Origin of the sequence: Pseudomonas sp. (assembly GCF_041601375.1) — a bacterium.
Classification (GTDB): Bacteria; Pseudomonadota; Gammaproteobacteria; order Pseudomonadales; family Pseudomonadaceae; genus Aquipseudomonas.
On sequence record NZ_JBFIIG010000277.1, the window covers coordinates 1 to 3655 of the forward strand.

The following is a 3655-nucleotide window of genomic DNA, read 5'->3' on the forward strand; positions in this document are numbered from 1 at the left end:
AACGTCATCACCCTGTGCATCGAGAAGCGTGGCGTGCAGCACGACATGCTGTTCCTCGGCTCGCAGGTGCAAGTGACCTACGACCTGCCGATGAATGAGGTGGTGCTGGACTTCTTCGATCGCCTGAAATCGACCAGCCGCGGTTATGCTTCGCTGGACTATCACTTCGATCGTTACCAGTCGGCCAACCTGGTCAAGCTGGACGTATTGATCAACGGTGAGAAAGTCGATGCCCTGGCGCTGATCGTGCACCGTGACAACGCCAACTACAAAGGGCGTGCGTTGACCGAGAAGATGAAGGAACTGATCCCGCGGCAGATGTTCGATGTGGCAATCCAGGCCGCCATTGGCGGGCAGATTGTCGCGCGGACCACTGTCAAGGCGCTCAGAAAGAACGTGCTGGCCAAGTGTTACGGTGGCGATGTGAGCCGTAAACGCAAGCTGTTGGAGAAGCAGAAGGCCGGTAAGAAAAGGATGAAGCAGGTCGGCAACGTGGAAATTCCGCAAGAAGCCTTCCTTGCTGTGCTCAGGTTGGATAGTTAGGTCCTATGTCGCTAAATTTCCCGCTGTTGCTGGTAGTCGCTGTCGCCGTTTGTGGTGTGCTGGCGTTGTTCGATCTGCTCTTTCTGGCCCCGCGTCGGCGCACGGCCATTGCCAACTACGAGGGGCAGGTCAACCAGCCCGACGAGGCGGTGGTCGAGCGCCTGAACAAAGAGCCATTGCTGGTGGAGTACGGTAAATCGTTCTTCCCGGTGCTGGCGATCGTGCTGGTACTGCGCTCCTTTCTGGTCGAACCGTTCCAGATTCCATCCGGCTCGATGAAGCCGACCCTGGAAGTGGGCGATTTCATCCTGGTCAACAAGTTCGCCTACGGCATTCGCCTGCCGGTGCTGGATACCAAGATCATCGAGGTGGACGACCCGCAGCGTGGCGATGTCATGGTATTCCGTTATCCGAGCGACCCGAACATCAACTACATCAAGCGTGTGGTGGGCCTGGAGGGCGATCAGATTCGCTACACCAGCGACAAGCGCCTGTTTGTCAACGGTCAGCCGGTAGCCGAGAGGTTGCTCGGCGAAGAGTCAGGCAGCCTCGGCAGTGCGGCCCTCTATGAGGAGCGTCTGGGCTCGATCGAACACCTGATCCGCAAGGAAATGAATCGCTACCGGATCGAGCCGGGGCGCGAGTGGGTGGTGCCGCAAGGGTATTACTTCATGATGGGCGACAACCGCGATAACTCCAACGACAGCCGCTACTGGAACGATCCGGCCATTCCCAGGCAGTTGTTGGGCATGGTGCCGGATGAGAATATCGTCGGCAAGGCGTTCGCCATCTGGATGAGCTGGCCCGACCCGAAGTTGCGCAACCTGCCGAACTTCTCTCGCGTCGGTTTGATTCACTGACGTATCGCCTATTTTGCGGCGCTGTTCAATACGGCGTCGCCGGCTATCTATAGTCTTAGCCCGCTGGGCACTCACATTGGTCGAACTTGGGGGCAAACATGACATTTGCGCGTTCGCAGAAAGGCTTGTCGGTACTGAGCTGGTTGATGGTGCTGGCCGTCGTGGCGTTCTTCGCCAGCACGGCATTCAAGATGCTGCCGCACTACCTCGACTACATGTCGATGGATAAAATCATCACCTCGGTGGAAGATGACCAGACCATGGATATCCGTTCGGTCGGCGCTTTCTACGGTCATGTCGGCAAGGGCATGGAGGTCAACAGCATTCGCGACCTGAATCTGAAAGAAGCATTGAAAGTGAAAATCGAAAACAACGAGTTTCGTGCGCATCTGAAGTATGAACGGCGCGAGCCGCTGATCGAGAACCTCGATCTGGTGGTCCGGTTCGACAAAGAATATCGCGTGCGCATGCCGTGAGTGCTTCGTTAGCTCGCCTCGAGCGCCAGCTCGGCTATACCTTCAAAGACCAGGACCTGATGGTGCTGGCGCTGACCCACCGCAGTTTTGCCGGGCGCAACAATGAGCGCCTGGAATTCCTTGGTGACGCCATCCTCAACTTCGTTGCCGGCGAGGCGCTGTTCGAACGCTTCCCTCTGGCGCGTGAAGGTCAGTTGTCGCGTTTGCGCGCGCGCCTGGTCAAGGGCGAAACCCTGGCCATCCTCGCTCGCGGCTTCGATCTGGGCGACTACCTGCGGCTCGGCTCGGGCGAATTGAAAAGCGGCGGCTTTCGCCGTGAATCGATTCTCGCCGATGCCCTCGAGGCGCTGATCGGCGCCATCTACCTGGATGCCGGGATGGACGCGGCGCGCGAGCGCGTGGTCGCCTGGCTGACCAATGAACTGGCAAGCCTGACCCTGGTCGATACCAACAAGGATCCGAAAACCCGCTTGCAGGAATTTCTGCAATCGCGGGCCTGCGAACTGCCGCGTTATGACGTGGTGGATATCCAGGGCGATCCGCATTGCCGGACATTCGTCGTCGAATGCCAGATTTCCTTACTGAATGACAAGACCCTGGGCCAGGGTGCCAGCCGTCGCATCGCCGAACAGGTCGCTGCAGCCGCTGCCTTGATTGCCCTCGGGGTGGAGAATGGGCATGACTGATACACCCGTTACACGCTGTGGCTATGTCGCCATTGTTGGCCGGCCCAACGTGGGTAAGTCGACCCTGCTCAACCATATCCTCGGGCAGAAGCTGGCGATCACCTCGCGCAAGCCGCAGACCACCCGGCACAACATGCTCGGGATCAAGACCGAGGGCGCCGTGCAGGCGATCTATGTGGACACCCCCGGCCTGCACAAGAACAACGAGAAAGCCCTCAACCGCTACATGAACAAGAACGCCTCGTCGGCGCTGAAAGACGTCGACGTGGTGATCTTCGTGGTCGACCGCACCCGCTGGACCGACGAGGACCAGCTGGTGCTCGAACGCATCCAGTACGTGCAGGGCCCGGTGATCCTGGCGATCAACAAGACCGACCGCCTCGAAGACAAGGCCGAGCTGATGCCGCACCTGGAGTGGCTGGCGACCCAGCTGCCCAATGCCGAGATCGTGCCGGTCTCCGCCCAGCATGGGCACAACCTCGAGACCCTGGAAAAACTGGTCGGCGAGCGCCTGCCCGAGGGCGAGCACTTCTTCCCGGAAGACCAGGTCACCGACCGCTCCAGCCGTTTCTTCGCCGCCGAGCTGGTGCGCGAGAAGATCATGCGCCAGCTGGGCGCCGAGCTGCCGTACCAGATCACCGTGGAAATCGAAGAGTTCAAGCGCGACGGCCGCATTCTGCATATCCATGCGCTGATCCTGGTTGAGCGCGACGGCCAAAAGAAAATCATCATTGGCGACAAGGGCGAGCGGATCAAGCGCATCGGCCAGGAGGCGCGCAAGGACATGGAGGTGATGTTCGACTCCAAGGTCATGCTCAACCTCTGGGTCAAGGTCAAAGGCGGTTGGTCGGACGACGAACGCGCCTTGCGCTCCTTGGGTTACGACAATATTTGAGCCGCGGCTGGGCGCATCCCTGCGCCCGCCATTGCAAGGGCACAGCCAGTTCGTAGGTTGGGTTAGCGGCGCACTCGCTTATCGGATAAACACAACGGCATAAGACGCCGCGTAACCCAACACGGCATCGGCAGGCACAACGCATTGATGGGTTACGCCGCACGCAGAAACGCTGCCTTGATTCGGGTGTAGTGC

At 59.4% G+C, this 3655-nt stretch carries 4 protein-coding genes and 1 pseudogene; all 5 read left to right on the top strand.

Annotated features, from left to right (window positions below; genetic code table 11):
• Positions 1–543, top strand: a pseudogene (locus ABZE94_RS20930) (elongation factor 4); the annotation flags it as partial.
• 5 nt (positions 544–548) lie between these two features.
• Positions 549–1403: a signal peptidase I gene (gene lepB, locus ABZE94_RS20935; protein WP_372878083.1), complete on the top strand. Its 855-nt coding sequence runs from the start codon at positions 549–551 to the stop codon at positions 1401–1403.
• 98 nt (positions 1404–1501) lie between these two features.
• Complete coding sequence (locus ABZE94_RS20940; protein WP_372878085.1) at positions 1502–1879, top strand: DUF4845 domain-containing protein; 378 nt, start codon at positions 1502–1504, stop codon at positions 1877–1879.
• A complete protein-coding gene (gene rnc, locus ABZE94_RS20945; protein ID WP_372878087.1) occupies positions 1876–2565 on the top strand; it encodes a ribonuclease III in 690 nt (229 codons plus the stop codon). Before ABZE94_RS20940 ends, rnc begins: the two co-directional genes overlap by 4 nt.
• Positions 2558–3460 (top strand): GTPase Era, encoded by a 903-nt coding sequence (era, locus tag ABZE94_RS20950; RefSeq protein ID WP_372878089.1) that lies wholly within the window; start codon positions 2558–2560, stop codon positions 3458–3460. Before rnc ends, era begins: the two co-directional genes overlap by 8 nt.
• The last annotated feature ends 195 nt before the right edge of the window (positions 3461–3655 follow it).